The following is a 17,487-nucleotide window of genomic DNA, read 5'->3' on the forward strand; positions in this document are numbered from 1 at the left end:
GAAAAGCACCGGTGTTGCAATAATTCCCGCCATCCGGCCAAATGCAGCATTGGCGCCCGGAATAGCCTGTGGCCCCGTCGAAATAGCACCGCTGTTGCATTAAAAACCCATGGGTTTGCGGGGCGCCGGCGGTAATTTTGTTGCATATGGAAACGATCAGTTGCAAGGTAAAAGGCATGAACTGCTCCAGCTGCGCGCTCACCATCTCCAAATTCCTCGAAAACAAAGGCATGGAAGAGGTGGCGATCAGCGTGGCCACGGAAGAATTGCGCTTCAACCTTCCCGAAGGCGCCAGTGCGAACGACATCATCGACGGCATCAACGGGCTCGGGTACGAAGTGGTGCTCCCCGGCGCCGAGGCGCAACAGCGGCCTTTCTATACCTCCCTCACTTTCAAGTTCATCTTTTGCGCCATATTCACCGCCCCGCTGCTCCTGCACATGTGGGTAAACTGGCACTGGCTGCATAACCCCTGGGTGCAACTGGCGCTCACGGTACCGGTGTACCTCGTTGGCATGGCGCATTTCGGGAAAAGCGCCTTCCGCTCACTGCGCAACGGCGTGGCGAACATGGACGTGCTCGTGACGCTGGGCGCCACGGCTGCCTTCGCCTACAGCCTCATCGGGGCGTTGCAGGGCATGGGAGAAAATTACCTCTTTTTCGAAACCACCGCCGCCATCCTCACCCTCGTATTCCTCGGCAACCTGCTCGAAGAACGTTCCGTCAAATCCACCACCACCGCCATCGCCGAACTGGCAAGGCTCCAACACACCACCGCCCGCCGGCTGCATGTGCATGAAAACGGCGAAGAACATATAGACGAAGTGGATAACGGAGCCCTGCGCACCGGCGACCGCGTGCTCGTCAACACAGGTGATAAAATTCCCATGGACGGCACCATTTACTGGGGCGCCGGCCACGTCAACGAATCCATGATCACGGGGGAAAGCGCGCCGGTCGGCAAGCAGGAGAAGGATAAAGTGATCGGGGGCACCATCCTGGAAGACGGCTCCATCAAAGTATATATCACGGCTACGGGGAAAGATACCGTGCTGTCTTACATCATCGACCTCGTGAAGCAGGCGCAGGGCAACAAGCCGCCCATGCAGAAGCTGGCAGACAGGATCAGCGCAATTTTCGTGCCCCTGGTGCTGGGGATCGCGCTGCTGACCTTCCTGGGCTGGTATTTTATCGGCGGAACGCCTTTGCAGGTGGCCATGATGCGGGCGATCGCCGTGCTGGTCATCGCATGCCCCTGCGCCATGGGGCTCGCCACGCCCGCGGCGGTAATGGTGGGATTGGGAAGGGCCGCGCGAAACGGCATCCTCATCAAAGGTGCCAACACACTCGAACAGTTCCGCAACATCCGCCAGATCGTGTTCGATAAAACCGGCACCCTCACCACCGGGAAGCTCCGCATCGGCCAATGGCAAGCCACCGGCATCGATGAAGCCACTTTCCGTTCCCTCGTTTTCAGCCTCGAAAAATATTCTTCCCACCCCATCGCCCGGTCGATCACCGCCGCATGGAAAGGCACGCCGGAGACCACGCTCCGGCAGGTCCGCGAAGTAAAAGGCCTCGGCATGCAAGCCAGCGACAAAGACGGGAATGAATGGAAGCTGGGATCGTTCCTCCTCGCCAAAGACCTCACCACAGACGATTCCCACAATATCTACCTTCTGAAGAACGGCGCCCTGGCCGGATGGCTCGACTTTACCGACGAGCTGCGCCCCGAAGCGAAAACCGTCATCGGCAGTCTGCAGTCCGCAGGTATTAAAACCATCCTCCTCAGCGGCGACACTACCCGCAAATGCCGCGAAATGGCGGAAGAGCTGGGGATGGACGCGTGGTTCGCCGAGCAGTCGCCCAAACAGAAGCTCGAAAAAATCGATGCCCTCATGCAGGATGCCCCCACGGCCATGGTGGGCGACGGTATCAACGACGCGCCGGCGCTGGCGAAGGCGACCATCGGCGTATCGCTCTCCGATTCCACGCAGGTGGCCATGCAGAGCGCGAACGTGATCCTCCTCAACAACCACCTCGGCGCGCTTCCGCTCGCCATGGGGCTGGGCAAGCATACCTATCTTACCATCAAGCAAAACCTTTTCTGGGCCTTTATTTACAACGTGGTGGCCATTCCCGTGGCGGCGCTCGGATTCCTGAACCCGATCGTGGGCGCGCTGGTCATGGGCCTGTCGGATGTAGTGCTGGCCATCAATTCCGTGCGACTTCGTTTCAAGCGTGTAAGCCATTAAAATTTGTCGTTAATTCGTATATCGAAATCCGTTCGTGAATGATATACTGGTTAGACCTCATCGGCACCTTCGTGTTCGCCATATCCGGCGCGCTGGCGGCTTGGGACAAGAAGATGTACCACGACATATTCGGGGTGAGCTTCACTGCGTTCGTTACTTCCATCGGCGGCGGCACGATGCGCGACCTGATCCTGGGCACGCGGCCGGTGTGGGTGAACGATTCCCGGTATGTGATCGCCATCATTCTCGGCGTGATCGTGACCATTTTGTTCCGTGCGCGGTTGCTGAAGTACCGGCGTTCCATCTTTTTGTTCGACACGCTGGGGATCGGTTTTTATACCGTGATCGGCTTGCAGAAGGCATTGGCGTTCGGGGTGCATCCCTGGGCGGCGGTGATTTTGGGGATGATTTCGGCCATTTTCGGCGGGGTGATCCGCGATATGATGGTGAACGAAATCCCGCTGATCTTCAGCCGCCAGATCTACGCAACCGCCTGCCTCGCCGGCGCCGCGCTGTACATCGGGCTGCGGCACCTCGGTGTGGAGCAGGATTGGAACATGGTGGCCAGTATTATTCTTGTGATCACGATCCGGCTGACGGCCTTGCGCAAAGGCTGGTCGTTGCCCTATTTGGAGAAGAAATAACACATGTCTACGGCACAGCAAATATTACAGCAATACTGGGGATATTCCGGATTCCGCCCCATGCAAAAAGAAATCGTGGAGGCGGTGGCATCGGGGAAAGATACGCTGGCGCTGCTGCCTACGGGCGGCGGGAAGTCGATCTGCTTCCAGGTGCCCGCCATGATGCGCGAGGGGCTTTGCCTCGTGGTGACGCCGCTCATCGCGCTGATGAAAGACCAGGTGGAAAACCTGAACAAGCGGGGTATTCCGGCGTTCGCAATTTATGCGGGCATGATGGGGAAGGATGTGGAAAAAGTATTGGCGATGGCGCGGGAAGGCGATATCAAGTTCCTCTACGTTTCGCCGGAAAGGCTCCAGAGCCGCCGATTCCTGTGGTATTGCGAAGTATTGCCCGTGACGCTGATCGCGGTGGATGAAGCGCATTGCATTTCGCAGTGGGGGTACGATTTCCGGCCGGCCTATCTGCAGATCGCCACTATCCGCGATCAATTCCCCAACGCGCCCATCCTCGCGCTCACCGCAACCGCCACGCCCGCCGTTCAGAAAGATATCTGTATCCAGCTGCAACTGCGCGCCCCGAATATCTACATCAAATCCTTCGCACGGCCCAACCTTTCCTACAGCGTGCTGGAAGAGGAAAGCAAGCCCGCGCGCATCCGTGCCATTCTCGACAGGGTGCCCGGCACCGCGGTGGTCTATTGCCGCAACCGCCGCCAGACGCAGGAGCTGGCAGGGCTGCTCCAGGCCCAGGGGATTTCAGCGAACTATTACCACGCCGGCCTTCCGAACGAAGAGCGCAACGCCCGTCAATCCGCCTGGATCAAGGGCGAAACCCGCGTCATCGTTTGCACGAACGCCTTCGGAATGGGGATCGATAAGCCCGACGTCCGCCTCGTGGTGCATGCCGACGTGCCCGACAGCATAGAAGCCTATTACCAGGAAGCGGGCCGCGCGGGGCGCGACGAGCAGAAAGCCTTCGCCATATTGCTCTACACGCAAAACGACCTCGAGCAGATGAAAGCCCGCCTCGAACTGCAATTCCCCGACCTCGACACCATCCGCGAAGTGTTCCAGGCCGTGGTGAACTACCTGCAGGCGCCCGCCGGTGGCGTGGAAGGCGTATATTTCGATTTCGATTTCAACGAATTCGTGCAACGGTTCAAGCTCAACGTCACCGTGGCGCACAGCGCCATCAAGGTCATCGAGCAGGAGGGCGTATGGCAGCTCAGTGAAAGCGTGTACATGCCCTCCAAAGCGGAAATCATCACCAACCGCGAAACGCTTTTCGAATACGAAAACATCAATCCCCGCCTCGATCAACTCATCAAATCACTCCTGCGCACTTACCAGGGGATTCTCGATATGCCCGTCCCAATCTTCGAAAAACAACTCGCGCGCATCCTCAACTGCACGGAAGACGAGATCGTGGACAACCTCAAACAATTGCACCGCCAGGCCGTGGTCAGGTATTACCCGCGGAAAGACAGTCCACAGCTGTCGTTCCTCCAGGAGCGCCCCCGCGCGCAGCAGCTCCGCATCGATATGGAGCGCCTCGCGCAAAGGAAAAAGGTCATGGAAGCGAAGATCAACGCCATCACGAAGTATGCGCAAAACGCGGATGTTTGCCGGACGCGCCAGCTGGTGGGGTATTTCGGGGAAAAAGACGCCGAAAGATGCGGCGTCTGCGATGTATGCGTGAAGGAAGACCGGGGGAAACTGAAGGCCGGGGAGTTCGGCGAACTGGCGAAAGCCATCCTGGCCGCGCTGAGTGAAAAGTCGAGCATGCAAAACCTCATGCAAAAGCTCGACGCGGAGGAAAGCAGGATACTCGATACCCTGCAATTCCTCATCGCCGAAGGCTGCGTACTGCGCGATGGAGACGGGTTGCTCTTCGCGGCGAAGCCCTGAAAAAATTACAGCGTCACAACACGGCGTTCCGCACTGCTGCGGAATCCCGCTTCGATCACCTTCACCACGTTCAGTCCTTCTTCGGGCGTAACGGGATTGGGCTTGCCTTCGCGGATGGCACCGTACACGCCTTTGTAGAAATCAAGATAGTTGCCATTGCCGCCGGGCAGGAATTCCTTCACCGTTTTACCGTCTTTCTCGGTGTGGAGCAGGCCCCATTCTGCCGGAGCTTCCGCGCCCCAATCGGGCGTATCGGGCAGCACGCCTTTCATGAGCAGCGCCTCCTGGATGTCTGACTTGCTTTTGATGAACGAGCCCTTGCGGCCATGCAGGATGTAGGCGGGGAGGGCTTCTTTCACGAGATAGCTCGATTTGAGGCGCACCCGCAGCGAAGGATAATACAGCAGCAGTTCGAAATAATCGTCTACCACAGATTCCCGGCGGATGATGCGTACATCGCCGAACACGGCTTCGGGCATCCCGAAAATGGTCAGCGCCTGGTCGATCAGGTGCGACCCGAGATCGTACAGCACGCCGGTGCCGGGCGAAGCGGCTTCCTTGTGTTTTTTATAGCTCAGTTCTTCCTTGAACCGGTCGTAGTGGAATTCCACTTCCAGCACATCGCCGATGAGCCCTTCTTCCACCACCCGGCGAACGATTTTGTAATCGCTGTCGTAGCGGCGGTTTTGATATACGATGATGAGTTTTTGTTGTTTTTTGGCCAGTTCGATCAGTTCTTCGCCTTCGGCGGAAGTAACGGTGAACGGCTTCTCCACCACCACGTGCTTACCGGCCAGCAGCGCGGCTTTGGTATATTCGTAATGGGAATAGTTCGGTGTGTTGACGATGATGAGCTCCAGCGACGGGTCGCCGATCATGCTCATCACGTCGGGATAGATCTTTACATAAGGATAACGCTGCTGCGCGAGGTGTTTGGAGCGTTCGGTCACCGCCGTCAGCTCGAAGCCGGGATGCACGTGCAGGAACGGCGCATGGAAGGCGTATCCGCTGTGGCCGTAGGAGCAAAGACCGGTTTTGATGGGTGTTGACATATCTTTTAGTTGTTTTTTATTGGATTGCCGCTGCTATCGAAGTTTTTCTTCAGGAAATTTTCCGTCTGCAGGATGATGATCACCGCCGGCACAACGCTGAACAGCAACGGCAGCACGATGATCCAGACTTCGGGGACGTATTGCAGTTCCATGCCGCTGGTGAGCCAGACAGGGATGCTGAGCGCAAGTATGCCCATGCCCGTGTTCCGCATGATCCGGGCGGAGTAGACTTGCGACGCGTCCCACGCCGCCTGCGACTTTTTCGACCGGGGTGAGCGGTAACCATAGATGGGATTGATGTTTTTCGGTGGGAACTTTCCGAAAATCCATCCCATCACCGTAAAAATCGTTCCGATCAACAGGATAATCAATGCCATGGCGCAAGTTTTTTAAAACCAGCTTGATCCTTTTTTCTTGCTGCTTCTTCCGCCCAGTCCCAACGCGCCCAGCAAGCTTCTCGTAATGATATTGGCGGCGGTGCGGCCGGCCTGTTTGGCGGCGGAGCTGGTCAGGACCGATTCCAGCAGGCCTTTTTCTTCTTTCTGCCGGCCTTTCGCAGCGGGTTTCTCTTCTTCTTCCTGCTTCGCTTTTTCGGCGGCTTCTTCCAGTTTGGCGGTAAGGATCTCGTAGGCGCTTTCGCTGTCGATCTCCTGGTTGTATTTCCGTACCAGTTTGGATTTGGCCACCAGGTCGTCTATCTCCCCATCGCTCAGAATATCCATCCTGGAACGCGGCGATGTGAGCATGGTGGCGGCCAGCGGCGTGGGCGTGCCTTTTTCGCTGAGGCAGGTCACCAGCGCCTCGCCGATCCCGATCTGGGTGAGCAGTTCGTCGGTTTTATAGAAATCCGACAAGGGATAGTTCTCCGCCGTCTGTTTGATCGTTTTACGGTCGTTGGCCGTGAATGCGCGCAGGGCGTGCTGCACCTTCAGGCCCAGTTGTCCCAGTACAGACGCCGGAACGTCCATGGGGTTTTGGGTACAGAAGAAAATACCGACGCCTTTGGAGCGGATGAGCTTCACGATCGTTTCGATCTGTTGCAGCAGCGCATCGCTGGCTTCCTGGAAAATAAGGTGTGCCTCGTCGATGAACATGACCAGCTTCGGCTTTTCCATATCCCCTTCTTCCGGGAGCGTGGCATAGAGCTCGGCCAGCAGGCTGAGCATGAAGGTGGAAAAGAGTTTCGGGCGGTCCTGGATGTCGGCCACGCGAACGATGGAGATCATTCCCCGCCCGTCGTCGCCGATGTGCATGAGATCGTCTACCTCGAACGATTTTTCGCCGAAAAACACCGTGGCGCCCTGTTGCTCCAGTTCGATCACTTTCCGGAGGATGGTGCCGGTGGAAGTGGTGGAAATCTTGCCGTAGTCTTTTTCCAGTTCCTTTTTGCCTTCGTCGCTCACGAACTGAAGCACTTTTTTAAAGTCTTTCAGGTCGAGCAGCGGCAGTTTATTATCGTCGCAATATTTGAAGATCATGGCCACGAGCCCCGCTTGCGTATCGTTGAGCTCCAGGATTTTGGACAGGAGCACGGGCCCGAATTCGCTGACGGTGGCCCGGAGGCGCGCGCCTTTTTCGTGGCTGAGGGTGAGCAGTTCCACGGGATAACCGGAGGGCGTCCATGTTCCGCCGATCTTGGCATACCGCTCCGCTATCTTGGCGTTGGAGGTGCCGGGGGCGGCGATGCCGCTAAGGTCTCCCTTGATGTCCATCATCAACACGGGCACGCTGGCGTCGCTGAGGCCTTCGGCGATCACCTGGAGGGTCTTGGTTTTACCGGTACCGGTGGCGCCGGCGATGAGGCCGTGGCGGTTGAGGGTTTTGAGGGGAAGGTAAACGTCTGCCCCGGCGATCACCTCACCGTCGAGCATGGCGCAGCCAAGTTTGAAACGTTCTCCTTTGAACGTGTATCCGTTGTTGATGTATTGTAAGAAATCTTCCTGCTTGGACATAGCGATCTGTTTACGTGAAGATAGCGGTTTGATGGATCGATTTTATTGTTCTTTCAGCAAAGCTTTGGCGTCGTCGATGCTTTTGAGCATGAGGTCTTTCACTTCGCTGATTTTCTTTTTCTCGGATTCGAGGTAGGCTTTTTTCTGTGCGTTGTCTTTATCGGCCAGTTCCATGTCGTACCCGTGCATCCAGGCGTTCATGGCGCTGTTGGCGCTGTCGAGCAGGGCGCCGGCGGCGTGATAGGAAGCGGTGTCAGCCTTGGCTTTGCCGAGGGAATCGGTGACTTCGGTGACGCGGGTGCGCAGGCGGCGGATGACCATCATTTTGGCCATGCCTTCGTCGTGAATGGCCATCACTTCCGTGCTGAGGGAATCGATGGCGAGGGAGTCCTGTACCGCGGTAGCGTCTTGCGAATTGGTGTTCCCGCCCTGGCATGCGGTGATAAAGAGGGCTGCGGCAACGGGCAGCGTACGTAAGATGTTCATATGCTTATGTTTCGGTTTAACGGTTAGAGGTTGCTGAGCGGGAAGGTTTCCTGCACGCGGATCCCTTTTTCGGTGCTTTGCAGCGTGCAGCATTCCACCACGGGGTCATGCTCGAAATAGAGCACGTAATTGCGCTCGTTGGCTTCCATGAGAAAGCGTTTTTTCTCCTCCAGCGTAGTGAGCGGGAACATGTCGTACGCCATCACATAGGGGAGGGGAATGTGGCCGGTGGACGGCAGCAGGTCGGCCATGTAGACGATCGTATGCCCGTTGTACCGGATCTCGGGGAGCATCATGGCGTCGGTATGGCCGTAGGCGAAACGCACCCGGATGTGGTCGGTGAACGCGATCCCGTCCTGCTGGTCGATGAATTTGAGCTGGCCGCTTTGCTGGATGGGGAGGATGTTGTCGCGGAGGAACGATGCTTTTTCGCGGTCGTTCGGCTCCGTGGCCCATTTCCAGTGGGCTTCGTTGCTCCAGTACGTGGCGTTCCTGAACGCGGGCACGAGCTTGTCGCCCTCGCGCTCGATGCTGCCGCCGCAATGGTCGAAGTGCAGGTGGGTGAGGAAAACGTCGGTGATATCGTTGCGATGGAAGCCCAGTGCGCCGAGCGATTTGTCGAGCGTATCGTCTCCATGCAGAAAGTAATGGGAAAAGAATTTGGCGTCCTGTTTGTTGCCGATGCCGTTATCGATGAGCACGAGCCGGTTGCCGTCTTCCACCAGCATGCAGCGCATGGCCCAGGAGCACATATTGTTATCGTCTGCCGGGTTGAGTTTGTTCCAGATGCTCTTGGGCACAACGCCGAACATGGCGCCGCCGTCGAGCTTGAAAAGACCGGTATTGATCGTGTGTAATTTCATGCGTCAGATAGTTTCGGTTTCATAAGCCGCGGATTTTTCCGCTGCTGCTAAGCTACGTTGTTTCTGCAAGGCGGAGAAAACCCAGAGAAGCCCTATGAGAAAGAACCCTGTCAAAACAAGCACGGACGTCCGCATATCGCCGGTCAGATGCTCGATGTACCCGAAGCTGAACAGCCCGATCACGATGGAGATCTTTTCCGTTACGTCGTAGTAGCTGAAGAAGGATGCGGTGTCTCTCGTTTCGGGGATCAGCTTGGCATAGGTAGAGCGGCTGAGCGACTGGATCCCGCCCATTACGAGCCCTACGCCCACGGCGAGGAAGTAGAACTGCGTTTCCGTGGTCATGAAATAGGCGGCCAGGCAAATCCCGATCCACAGTAAAACCGTCAGCATGATGATGCGGAAGTTGCCGTACCGTTCCGAGAGCCTTGCCATGCCCCAGGCACCGAGCACCGCCACCAGCTGGATGATCACCACGCAGCCGATGAGGTTGGTCTGCGGCATTTTCAGTTCCTTCAGTCCGAAGATCGTGGCTACCATCATCACGGTCTGCACGCCCATGGAGTAAAAGAAAAATCCCCTGAGAAAACGTTTCAGCACTGGCATCCGGCGTACCTGCGCGTAGACTTTTTTCAATTCCGCGAAACCGTCGGAAAAGACGCTGCCCTTATGATCTTCGATGGAAGGCTGTGATTTTGGGAGGCGGACGAACGGGATCTGCGCGAACCCGATCCACCAGAGCCCTACGAGGAGGAAAGTGATCCTGGGGGCGAGGTCGCCGGGGAGTTGCATGGCGTCGAAACCCAATACCAGTGCGAACCCTATGATTTGCAGCAATACGCTGCCGATATACCCGAAGGAGTATCCGCGCGCCGATACCCGGTCCCTCAATTCGATGGGCGCAATTTCGGGCAGGTATGAGTTATAGAACACCAATCCACCGCAATACCCCACCGTGGCCAGTACGAAATACAGTACCGCCAGCTCGAGCGAGGAATGGGTGGTGAAAGTGAAAAACGCCATGCAGGAAAGGCCGCCGAGGTATGTAAAGAAGCGGAGGAAGTTCTTTTTATTGCCACGCGTATCCGCGATGGAGCCGAGGATGGGCATGGCGAACGCGATGAGGAGATAGGCGAAGGCCAGTGCGTAATCGTACAGGACGGAGTTCTTCAGTTTCCAGCCGAAAAAATCGACCACGTCGCCGCCGAATTCGGCGTTGGTGATGGAAATAAAGTAAAGTGGAAAGAAAGTGGTCGTGATCACGAGATTGTACACGGAATTGGCCCAGTCATACATGGCCCATCCGTTCACGACTTTTTTGTTCGGAATGCTCATAGGGAGAATTTAATCATTCACAATGACGCCCTGAAAGTACAAATTTATTGCTTGTAGTCGCTGATCCGGATTTGTTCCTGGCAAAAGCTGTATTCGGCGGGGTCGTTGGAGGAAACGATGATCAGGCGGTTGCCGCCGTATTCGCGGATCAGCTGCTGGTAGAGGCTGATGCCGGCGGCGTCGAGATTGGTGCAGGGCTCGTCGAGCAGCAGGGCGCGGACGTCAGAGAAGATGGCAAGTGCGAGGCGGGCGCGCTGCTTCATGCCGGAGGAAAAGTGCCTTACCTGTTTGTGCCAGGCGGCGTCGAGGCCCACGATGCCGGCGATTTCCCGGGGTTTGAAGCCGGGGAGGAAGGATTTGAACTGAAGATGGAATTCGAAGCATTCCTGCAGGGTCAGTTCTTCCACCACTTCCAGGTAGGGGGCTACGATGGCGCAATGGCGGAAGAACTGGTCTTGCGGGAGCAGTTGATCGTTGAAGAAGTATTCCAGTTTGCCTTCACTGTGATGGTGATGGCCGCTGATGATCTGCAGCAGGGTGCTTTTGCCGGAGCCGTTGGGCCCGAGGATGGCGGAGCCGCCCGTGCCGGAGAAAGTATGGGTGCAACGACGGAAGATCCAGTCGTGGTTATACCGTTTTCCGACCTGGTTAAGCGAGATCGTCATTCGCCCGGGTGCTGTATCCTCTCATGATGCCGCGGCCGGAGTCGCGGATGAAGGAAAGGATTTCGTCCCTTTCGTCCGTGGCGGGGAATTCGGCTTCGATGATGCGGATGGCTTTGGAAATATTGTTGCCTTTCACGAAGAGGATGCGGTAGATGTCCAGGATGTGGTTGATCTTGTCCAGCGAGAACCCTCTGCGCTTGAGCCCGATGGAATTGACGCCGACGTACGACAGCGGTTCGCGGGCGGCTTTCACGTATGGCGGCACGTCTTTACGGACGAGGGAGCCGCCGGTCACGAAGGCGTGGTTGCCCACTTTGCAGAACTGCTGAACGGCTACCATGCCCGCCAGTACCACGTGGTCGCCGATGGTGATGTGCCCGGCGAGGGTGGTGTTGTTGGAGAACACGCAGTTGTTGCCGATGATGCAATCGTGCGCGATGTGGCTATAGGCCATGATGAGGCAGTTATTGCCGATGGATGTTTTCCAGCGGTCTTTGGTGCCCCTGTTAACGGTCACATACTCGCGAATGGTGGTGTTGTTGCCGATTTCCACGATGGTTTCCTCGCCTTCGAATTTGAGGTCCTGCGGAATACCGGCGATCACCGCTCCGGGAAAGATGCGGCAGTTTTTGCCGATGCGGGCACCTTCCATGACGGTCACATTGGAACCGATCCAGGTGCCTTCCCCGATCTCGACATTTTTATGAATAACGGTAAAAGGATCGATTTTTACATTGGGCGCAACTTTGGCGTCCGGGTGGATGTATGTGAGCGGGTGAATCATGCTGTTATTTTATCCTTCGCGTTTTACAATTTGAGCAACCATGTCTGCTTCCGCGGCTACTTTATTGCCGACGAAAGCGGTTCCGCGCATTTCCACCAGGCCTCTGCGGATGGGGCTGAGCAGCTCCATTTTCAGTACCATGGTATCTCCGGGCATCACTTTTTGCTTGAATTTGCAATTATCGATCTTGAGGAAATAGGTATCGTAATTTTCCGGGTCCGGCTTCGGGTTGAGGGCGAGGATGCCGCCTACCTGTGCCAGGGCTTCGCAGATCAGTACGCCGGGCATTACCGGGTTGTTGGGAAAGTGCCCCTGGAAGATCTGCTCGTTGAAGGTGACGTTCTTGATGCCTACCACCAGCGTATCGCTCAGTTCGATGATCTTGTCTACCAGCAGCATCGGGTAACGGTGCGGCATGGTTTTCACGATGCGGTTGATGTCGTAGATCGCGGGCTGGTTGGGATCGTAGATGGGAACGTCGCGGTTATGCTTGTTCTTCTTGATATACGCCTTGATCTTGCGGGCAAACTCCACGTTGGATGCGTGCCCCGGACGGTTGGCGATGATATGCGCCTTGATGGGGTAACCGATCAGGGCGAGGTCTCCCACGATATCGAGCAGCTTGTGGCGCGCGGGCTCGTTGGGGAAGTGAAGCTGTGCGTTGTTGAGGATGCCTTCGCGCTGGTGAACGGAGATTTCCGCACGGTCGAAAGCCTTGGCGAGCCTGTTCAGCTCTTCTTCGCTCACGGCGCGGTCTACCACCACGATGGCGTTATTGATGTCTCCCCCTTTGATGAGATTGTTGGCCAGCAGGTATTCCAGCTCGTGCAGGAACACGAACGTGCGGCACGGCGCGATGTCTTTCTTGAAATCGGCCAGGCTCTTCAGGTTGGCGTGCTGGGTGCCGAGCACGGGAGAATTGAAGTCGATGAGCGTGGTGATGCGGTAGTCCGGCGCCGGAAGGGCAGACATTTCCACTTTCTTCACTTCATCGTAATAGTTGATATTGGTGTCGATGGAATACCAGATCTTTTTGGCTTCCTGTTCCTGGATGCCCACTTCCTCGATGAGGTCGATGAAAGGGAGGGAAGAGCCGTCCATGATGGGGATTTCCGGTCCGTTCAGCTCGATCAGCACGTTGTCTACCCCCATGCCTACGAGGGCGGCGAGGATGTGCTCCACGGTACTTACGCGGGCGCCGTTGTGCTCGAGCGTAGTGCCGCGGGCGGTATCCACCACATAGTCCACATCCGCTTTAACGATTGGTTGGTCCGGCAGATCGATGCGTTGGAATTTTATGCCGAAACCGGGCATTGCCGGCTTGAGGGTCATGTTCACATGCGCTCCTGTATGCAAACCAACGCCAGAAATGGTCACGGGACCTTTCAGGGTCTGCTGGTTCTGTTGCTGAGTGTCCATCATTATAGCTACGTATTCAGTTTCGATTTAATTATTTAAACACCGGCTTTTTCCGCCAGCAGTTGCTTCACCATATCTTCAAGCTCTTTGACCCGCTTTTCCAATTCCGGCAAATTTCTAAAAATTGCCTGACTTTTCAGTGAACTTTTATAATCGTACGCCGGGGAGCCGGTAAGGGCGGTATTGGGCGTGGTGATGGATTTCGACAATCCGCTTTGTGCGTTGATCCGGGTACCGTCTGCGATCTGGATATGCCCCACGATGCCTACCTGCCCGCCGATCACGCAGTTCCGCCCGATCTTGGTGCTGCCGGAAATACCCGATTGCGCCGCGATCACGGTGTTCTGGCCGATTTCCACGTTGTGGGCGATCTGGATGAGGTTGTCGAGCTTCACGCCGGAAAGGATCACGGTGGAGCCCATGGTTGCCCGGTCGATGGTCGTGTTCGCGCCGATCTCCACATCGTCGTGGATCACCACGTTGCCCACCTGGGGCACTTTTTTATAGGAACCGTCTGCCTGCGGCGCAAACCCGAACCCGTCCCCGCCGATCACGCAACCGGCATGGAGGATCACGCGGTTGCCCACCACGCAATGGTCGTACACTTTCACGCCGGGGTACAGCACGGAGCCGGAACCGATCTTCACATTGTCTCCCAGGTACACGCCGGGGTAGATCTTCACGTTATCGCCCAGCTGTACGTTCTCGCCAAGATAGGCGAAAGCGCCGATAAACACGCCGGTGCCCATTTTTACGGTGGCCGGAACGTGGGAAGGCTGCTGGATGCCGGTTTTGTTGCCCGCACCCGTCAGCTGCTGGTATTTCTCCAGCAACAGCGCAAAGGAGCTGTACGCGTCTTTCACGCGGATCAGCGTGGGCTTCACCGGCCGGTCGATCTCCAGGGTATCATTCACGATGAGGATGGAAGCCTGCGTGGTGTAAATGAATTCTTCGTACTTGGGGTTGGCGATGAAACTTAACATGCCGTCCCCTGCCTCTTCTATTTTGGCGATATTGTGCACTTTCACTTCCGGGTCCCCCTCCAGCTTACCGTTCAATATGGTAGCCAGCTGTAATGCGCTGAATTGCATAGTTATAATGTTGAAATGTTACCTTCCAGGCCGCCTCCGGATAATATTACCGTATTCACTAACATGTTAAGTTCGTGTAAAACGTTGTTAGCCTAGAATTTTGGATGACAAATGTAGAATTTTTTTATCGGTCTTGCCAAAGTATGCGATACAAGGGCATTGTCGATGGAAGAAATATCCCGCACGTTGCCGTCCTTATATAATATGTTAATCTTTTCATCTTCAGCATCATACGCCTTGAGGCTGGCCGCGTCGGTGAACACGAAATATTCCGCTTCCTCCGCGGAAAGCCCCAGTTCCTGCATCGCTTTTTCCCGCAGCCCGGCCACTTCGGCCGCGCTGAACGGGTCGCTCCGCAGCGTAACCTTGAAAAGTTGGCGGTTCACGAGCCAGCGGCACAGCGTGCCCAGCGTCTTGTCTTCATGCCCCGCCCACACCTTGATGGCGCCCATGATGTCGTAATCGTCCAGCAGGCAGAACTGTGCCAGCACCTCGGGGTCGTGCCCGAACTCCTGGCGCCCCACCCGCCGGTACAGGAAGTACCGCAGCGCCGGGGAACCGAACAGCTCCACGCCCTGCCCCGCAAGCACTTTGGCCCGCATCAGCACGCGCACCAGCATGTTTTCCGCGCTCAGCACCGTTTTATGCAGGTACACCTGCCAGTACATGAGCCGCCTCGCCACAATGAACTTCTCGATGGAATAAATCCCTTTTTCCTCCACCATCAGCTCCCCGCCGGCCACCGTCAGCATCTTGATGATCCTGTCGTACGAGATCACCCCCTCCGAAACGCCCGTGTAAAAGCTGTCGCGGCTCAGGTAATCCATCCGGTCTACGTCTAACTGGCTGGAAACCAATTGATGCAGGAATTTTTTATGATACCGGTCGTTAAAAATCTCCAAAGTCAGGTCCAGCGCGCCGTCCATCTCCCGGTTGAGCGTCTGCATGAGCAGCTGGGAAATCTCCTCATGGGAAACACCCTCCACCAGCGTATGCTCCAGCGCATGGGAATAAGGCCCATGCCCCACATCATGCAATAATATGGCCATTTTCGCGGCCACTTCCTCTTCTTCCGATATTTCCACCCCCTTTCCCTTCAACTCCGCCAGCGCACAGCTCATCAGGTGATACGCCCCCATGCTGTGATGGAAACGGGTATGCATGGCGCCCGGGTACACCAGGTGCGCCAGCGCCATCTGGTGGATCCGCCGCAGCCGCTGGTAGTAGGGGTGCGACAGGAGGCTGAATATCAATGGATGATCGATTGTTATAAACCCATACACCGGGTCGTTCACAATCTTGCGTTTTCGGTCAGTCATTCGGTCGTTTTATATCGATCGGTACAAATCTACGCCATCCGCGCTAACTTTTGCTGATGGGAAAGCCCCGCCCCGGCGTTTTTACACCGCATGGGTACGATTTTTGACCGTATCTAAATATTTGCCAATATATTCTAAATAAATTCGTAATTCGTATACATGAATCAAATCAATATACTCTGGGTGGACGATGAGATTGATTCCCTCAAATCGCAGATCATCTTCCTGGAAAATAAAGGTTACCACGTTTCCGCACTCACCAACGGGTACGACGCGCTGGAATTCCTCCGCGACAACATCGTGGACGTGGTGCTGCTCGACGAGTCGATGCCCGGCATCACCGGCCTCGAAACCCTCGGGAAGATCAAGGAGATCAACCAGCAGATACCCGTGGTCATGATCACGAAGAACGAGGCGGAAAATGTCATGGACGAGGCCATCGGGTCCCAGATCACCGATTACCTCATCAAACCCGTCAACCCCAACCAGGTATTGCTGTCGCTCAAGAAAATCATCGATAACAAGCGCCTCGTGGCGGAAAAAACCACAACGGCCTACCAGCAACAGTTCCGGACGCTGTTCATGGCGCTTAACGATAATCCGAACCACGAAGAATGGGCCGATATCTACAAAAAGCTCGTGTACTGGGAAATGGAAATGGCGAAATCCGACGCGCCCGAAATGCTGGAAGTGCTCCAGTCCCAGAAATCCGAAGCCAACACCGAGTTCGCCAAATTCATCGCCCGGAATTACGCGGATTGGGTGGCCCCCGGCGCCAAAAACGCGCCCATCATGAGCCACACCCTCTTCTCGAAGAAAGTGCTGCCATTGCTCGACCCTTCCGTCCCCAATTTCTTCATCCTTATCGATAATCTCCGGTACGACCAGTGGAAAGCCATCCAGCCCATCTTCACCGAATCGTTCCGGGTAGTGGAGGAAGACACCTTTTACAGCATTCTCCCCACATCCACCCAATATGCCCGCAACGCCATTTTTTCCGGTATGCTGCCGATAGACATCGAAGCGAAATTCCCCGATGAATGGAAGAACGACGACGAAGAAGGCGGCAAAAACCTCCACGAGGAGAAATTCATCGCCGCACAGCTGGCCCGCCTCAAAATGGACCCGAAATTCTCGTATACGAAAGTGGTGCATCATGCAGACGGCCAGCATCTCGTCAACAATATGCACAACCTGCTGAACTATCCGCTGAACGTGATCGTTTATAACTTCGTGGACATGCTCAGCCATGCCCGGACGGAAATGGAAGTGCTGAAAGAACTGGCGGGCGACGAAGTGAGCTACCGTTCCATCACCGCCAGCTGGTTCGAGCATTCGCCCCTCCACCAGGCGTTGAAGAAGATTTCGGACAAGAAGATCAACCTGATCATAGCTACAGACCACGGTTCCGTACGCGTGAAAACGCCGGTGAAAGTGATCGGCGACAAGCAGACCACCACCAACCTGCGATACAAGCACGGCCGCAACCTGAACTACGATCCCAAGGAAGTACTGGCCTTCCGCGACCCGAAAGATGCCGGGCTGCCGCGGCCGAATGTCAATTCTTCTTATATCTTTGCCCGTGGAGACGGATACCTCTGCTATCCGAACAATTATAATTTTTTTGTGAACTATTACCGCAACACCTTCCAGCACGGCGGGATCTCGCTCGAAGAGATGATCGTGCCGGTGGCGAAGATGGTGAGCAAATAGC

The 17,487-nt window shown here is 56.0% G+C and carries 15 protein-coding genes; 4 read left to right on the forward strand and 11 right to left on the reverse strand.

Going from position 1 to position 17,487, the window contains the following annotated elements:
• Positions 1-146: 146 nt before the first annotated feature.
• Genes ACQKLP_RS22515 through ACQKLP_RS22525 form a run of 3 tightly spaced genes read left to right on the forward strand, consistent with a single transcriptional unit; the run spans position 147 to position 4,807 of the window.
• Entirely contained in the window at positions 147-2,255 is a 2,109-nt protein-coding gene (locus tag ACQKLP_RS22515; RefSeq protein WP_427325223.1) for a heavy metal translocating P-type ATPase, read from the forward strand.
• A gap of 38 nt (positions 2,256-2,293) precedes the next feature.
• Complete coding sequence (locus ACQKLP_RS22520; protein ID WP_427325224.1) at positions 2,294-2,899, forward strand: trimeric intracellular cation channel family protein; 606 nt, start codon at positions 2,294-2,296, stop codon at positions 2,897-2,899.
• A gap of 3 nt (positions 2,900-2,902) precedes the next feature.
• Positions 2,903-4,807, forward strand: coding sequence for a RecQ family ATP-dependent DNA helicase (locus ACQKLP_RS22525; protein ID WP_427325226.1), 1,905 nt, complete (start codon positions 2,903-2,905; stop codon positions 4,805-4,807).
• Between the two features lie 5 nt (positions 4,808-4,812).
• On the opposite strand, the gene ACQKLP_RS22530 is transcribed toward ACQKLP_RS22525, so the two are convergent.
• The 11 genes from ACQKLP_RS22530 to ACQKLP_RS22580 form a co-directional block, all read right to left on the reverse strand.
• The gene (locus ACQKLP_RS22530) at positions 4,813-5,859 is read right to left on the reverse strand and encodes a Gfo/Idh/MocA family oxidoreductase (RefSeq protein ID WP_427325227.1); all 1,047 of its coding nucleotides are present in this window, start codon (positions 5,857-5,859) and stop codon (positions 4,813-4,815) included.
• A gap of 5 nt (positions 5,860-5,864) precedes the next feature.
• Entirely contained in the window at positions 5,865-6,236 is a 372-nt protein-coding gene (locus tag ACQKLP_RS22535; RefSeq protein WP_427325228.1) for an SdpI family protein, read from the reverse strand.
• A 12-nt stretch (positions 6,237-6,248) separates the two neighbouring features.
• Complete coding sequence (locus ACQKLP_RS22540; protein ID WP_427325229.1) at positions 6,249-7,811, reverse strand: helicase HerA-like domain-containing protein; 1,563 nt, start codon at positions 7,809-7,811, stop codon at positions 6,249-6,251.
• Positions 7,812-7,853: 42 nt separating this feature from the next.
• Positions 7,854-8,297 carry a hypothetical protein gene (locus ACQKLP_RS22545; protein ID WP_427325230.1) on the reverse strand — a complete coding sequence of 148 codons (444 nt, stop codon included), beginning with the start codon at positions 8,295-8,297 and terminating at the stop codon, positions 7,854-7,856.
• Between the two features lie 23 nt (positions 8,298-8,320).
• Complete coding sequence (locus tag ACQKLP_RS22550) at positions 8,321-9,160, reverse strand: MBL fold metallo-hydrolase (RefSeq protein WP_341841624.1); 840 nt, start codon at positions 9,158-9,160, stop codon at positions 8,321-8,323.
• Positions 9,161-9,163: 3 nt separating this feature from the next.
• Positions 9,164-10,495: an MFS transporter gene (locus tag ACQKLP_RS22555; RefSeq protein WP_427325231.1), complete on the reverse strand. Its 1,332-nt coding sequence runs from the start codon at positions 10,493-10,495 to the stop codon at positions 9,164-9,166.
• Positions 10,496-10,539: 44 nt separating this feature from the next.
• Positions 10,540-11,160, reverse strand: a complete 621-nt coding sequence (locus tag ACQKLP_RS22560) for an ABC transporter ATP-binding protein (protein WP_427325233.1) — start codon at positions 11,158-11,160, stop codon at positions 10,540-10,542.
• The gene (lpxA, locus tag ACQKLP_RS22565; RefSeq protein WP_298707709.1) at positions 11,144-11,944 is read right to left on the reverse strand and encodes an acyl-ACP--UDP-N-acetylglucosamine O-acyltransferase; all 801 of its coding nucleotides are present in this window, start codon (positions 11,942-11,944) and stop codon (positions 11,144-11,146) included. The genes ACQKLP_RS22560 and lpxA overlap by 17 nt, the downstream gene beginning before the upstream one ends.
• Positions 11,945-11,953: 9 nt before the next feature.
• Positions 11,954-13,366: a bifunctional UDP-3-O-[3-hydroxymyristoyl] N-acetylglucosamine deacetylase/3-hydroxyacyl-ACP dehydratase gene (locus ACQKLP_RS22570; protein ID WP_341841621.1), complete on the reverse strand. Its 1,413-nt coding sequence runs from the start codon at positions 13,364-13,366 to the stop codon at positions 11,954-11,956.
• A gap of 32 nt (positions 13,367-13,398) precedes the next feature.
• Positions 13,399-14,454, reverse strand: coding sequence for a UDP-3-O-(3-hydroxymyristoyl)glucosamine N-acyltransferase (gene lpxD / locus ACQKLP_RS22575; protein WP_341841620.1), 1,056 nt, complete (start codon positions 14,452-14,454; stop codon positions 13,399-13,401).
• A 92-nt stretch (positions 14,455-14,546) separates the two neighbouring features.
• Positions 14,547-15,773: an HD domain-containing protein gene (locus tag ACQKLP_RS22580; RefSeq protein ID WP_427325234.1), complete on the reverse strand. Its 1,227-nt coding sequence runs from the start codon at positions 15,771-15,773 to the stop codon at positions 14,547-14,549.
• Positions 15,774-15,932: 159 nt separating this feature from the next.
• Here ACQKLP_RS22580 and ACQKLP_RS22585 point away from each other — a divergent pair, with 159 nt between their 5' ends.
• Complete coding sequence (locus ACQKLP_RS22585; protein ID WP_427325235.1) at positions 15,933-17,486, forward strand: response regulator; 1,554 nt, start codon at positions 15,933-15,935, stop codon at positions 17,484-17,486.
• The last annotated feature ends 1 nt before the right edge of the window (position 17,487 follow it).

The organism is Chitinophaga sp. NPDC101104, assembly GCF_050277495.1.
Lineage (GTDB): Bacteria > Bacteroidota > Bacteroidia > Chitinophagales > Chitinophagaceae > Chitinophaga.

Coding starts and splice junctions, on each gene's coding strand:
- ACQKLP_RS22545 (WP_427325230.1), bottom strand. CDS start 8,297: ATGAACATCTTACGTACGCTGCCCGTTGCCGCAGCCCTCTTTATCACC.
- ACQKLP_RS22515 (WP_427325223.1), top strand. CDS start 147: ATGGAAACGATCAGTTGCAAGGTAAAAGGCATGAACTGCTCCAGCTGC.
- ACQKLP_RS22520 (WP_427325224.1), top strand. CDS start 2,294: ATGATATACTGGTTAGACCTCATCGGCACCTTCGTGTTCGCCATATCC.
- ACQKLP_RS22585 (WP_427325235.1), top strand. CDS start 15,933: ATGAATCAAATCAATATACTCTGGGTGGACGATGAGATTGATTCCCTC.
- ACQKLP_RS22530 (WP_427325227.1), bottom strand. CDS start 5,859: ATGTCAACACCCATCAAAACCGGTCTTTGCTCCTACGGCCACAGCGGA.
- ACQKLP_RS22570 (WP_341841621.1), bottom strand. CDS start 13,366: ATGATGGACACTCAGCAACAGAACCAGCAGACCCTGAAAGGTCCCGTG.
- ACQKLP_RS22540 (WP_427325229.1), bottom strand. CDS start 7,811: ATGTCCAAGCAGGAAGATTTCTTACAATACATCAACAACGGATACACG.
- ACQKLP_RS22550 (WP_341841624.1), bottom strand. CDS start 9,160: ATGAAATTACACACGATCAATACCGGTCTTTTCAAGCTCGACGGCGGC.
- lpxA (WP_298707709.1), bottom strand. CDS start 11,944: ATGATTCACCCGCTCACATACATCCACCCGGACGCCAAAGTTGCGCCC.
- ACQKLP_RS22555 (WP_427325231.1), bottom strand. CDS start 10,495: ATGAGCATTCCGAACAAAAAAGTCGTGAACGGATGGGCCATGTATGAC.
- ACQKLP_RS22535 (WP_427325228.1), bottom strand. CDS start 6,236: ATGGCATTGATTATCCTGTTGATCGGAACGATTTTTACGGTGATGGGA.
- ACQKLP_RS22525 (WP_427325226.1), top strand. CDS start 2,903: ATGTCTACGGCACAGCAAATATTACAGCAATACTGGGGATATTCCGGA.
- lpxD (WP_341841620.1), bottom strand. CDS start 14,454: ATGCAATTCAGCGCATTACAGCTGGCTACCATATTGAACGGTAAGCTG.
- ACQKLP_RS22560 (WP_427325233.1), bottom strand. CDS start 11,160: ATGACGATCTCGCTTAACCAGGTCGGAAAACGGTATAACCACGACTGG.
- ACQKLP_RS22580 (WP_427325234.1), bottom strand. CDS start 15,773: ATGACTGACCGAAAACGCAAGATTGTGAACGACCCGGTGTATGGGTTT.